Source organism: Streptococcus agalactiae ATCC 13813, from assembly GCF_000186445.1.
Classification (GTDB): domain Bacteria; phylum Bacillota; class Bacilli; order Lactobacillales; family Streptococcaceae; genus Streptococcus; species Streptococcus agalactiae.
The window spans coordinates 330,628-331,940 of record NZ_GL636070.1; the positions used below are offsets into that span (position 1 = coordinate 330,628).

Annotated in this window: 2 protein-coding genes and 1 pseudogene; 2 read left to right on the forward strand and 1 reads right to left on the reverse strand. The window is 35.9% G+C overall.

What is annotated here, in order from left to right; translation table 11 throughout:
* A pseudogene (locus HMPREF9171_RS1000000113910) lies at positions 1 to 196 on the reverse strand (hypothetical protein); the annotation flags it as partial.
* 71 nt (positions 197 to 267) lie between these two features.
* Here HMPREF9171_RS1000000113910 and HMPREF9171_RS111390 point away from each other — a divergent pair.
* Both HMPREF9171_RS111390 and HMPREF9171_RS111385 read left to right on the forward strand, forming a co-directional pair.
* A complete protein-coding gene (locus HMPREF9171_RS111390) occupies positions 268 to 483 on the forward strand; it encodes a helix-turn-helix transcriptional regulator (protein WP_025193620.1) in 216 nt (71 codons plus the stop codon).
* 16 nt (positions 484 to 499) lie between these two features.
* The gene (locus HMPREF9171_RS111385) at positions 500 to 1,237 is read left to right on the forward strand and encodes an antA/AntB antirepressor family protein (RefSeq protein WP_001072507.1); all 738 of its coding nucleotides are present in this window, start codon (positions 500 to 502) and stop codon (positions 1,235 to 1,237) included.
* Positions 1,238 to 1,313 lie beyond the last annotated feature (76 nt).

Consider the following 1,313-nt stretch of genomic DNA (forward strand, 5'->3'; position numbering starts at 1 on the left):
AGCCATGTTTTCTAAGTTCAAAACAAGTATCTAGTACATCTTCTTCAGACCATTCATTCATAATGTTTTCTTTGATGAATTGAATATCTTCGAAATTGCGAGACTCTTCTTTAGAAATTTTATCTTTACGTCTCTCGTTGTATTTGACATACATTGAACTTAAAAGAAACTTGGCATCTTTTGTTAATTTATCCATATAATCACCTCCTTTCTGCTCACATTATAGCAGATTAGAGGTACTAAAAACAGATAGAAAGGGGGTGGGGAATTATGAAAATGACACTAGAGATGGCAAGAGCCAAAGTGTCAATGACGCAAGAAGAAATAGCTAGAAAAATCGGTGTAGATAGGAATACATATGCTAGCTACGAGAATTATAAAACTCCAATGCGTATCGATAAAGCTATTAATTTTTGTAAAGTTGTTAACGTATCAATTGATGATATTATTTTTTTAAAACAAAACTACACTTCAAGTGTATAACACTAGAAAGGAAATTATGAATCAACTAATAGACATCAACCTAAACGAAAATCAAGAACCAGTTGTCAGTGGTCGTCAGTTACATAAAGCACTCGAGATCAAAACAGCTTATAAAGATTGGTTTCCAAGAATGGCTGAATATGGTTTTGAAGAAGGTCAGGACTTTAGCTCATTTTTGAGCAAAAGTACAGGAGGTCGTCCTAGTCAAGACCATGTCCTCAAACTAGACATGGCAAAAGAGATTGCTATGTTACAACGTAACGAAAAATCTAAGCAAGTCCGCAAGTACTTTATCCAAGTTGAGAAGGATTTCAACAGCCCAGAGAAAATCATGGCAAGAGCCTTGCTGATGGCAGATAAGAAAATTACTAATCTGACAATTGAAAATAATCAATTGCAGCTAGATTTAAAAGAAGCGCAAAAGCAAGCGAGGTACTTAGATTTAATTATTGAGAGCAAGGGAGCTTTGCGAGTAACACAGATTGCTGCTGATTATGGTATGTCTGCCAATAAATTCAATAAAACACTATTAGAATTTGGTGTGCAGCACAAAGTGAATGGACAATGGATTCTCTATAAACGACATATGGGCAAAGGTTACACAGACAGTCACACATTTGACTATCAAGACAAAAACGGCCATACAAGAGCCAATGTGACGACGACGTGGACACAAAAGGGGCGTCTATTCCTGTACGAGTTGCTGAAAGACAACAATATTTTGCCACTAATCGAACAAGATGACATTGCTTAATCAAAAAAAGCCACTGCGGGGACAGTGACTTACGAAAATAACTACTTAGATTATAACACAAAAGAAGAGGAGATGC

Bases quoted from the DNA above. Each gene is read 5' to 3' on its own strand.
- HMPREF9171_RS111385 (WP_001072507.1), top strand. From the start codon at position 500: ATGAATCAACTAATAGACATCAACCTAAACGAAAATCAAGAACCAGTT.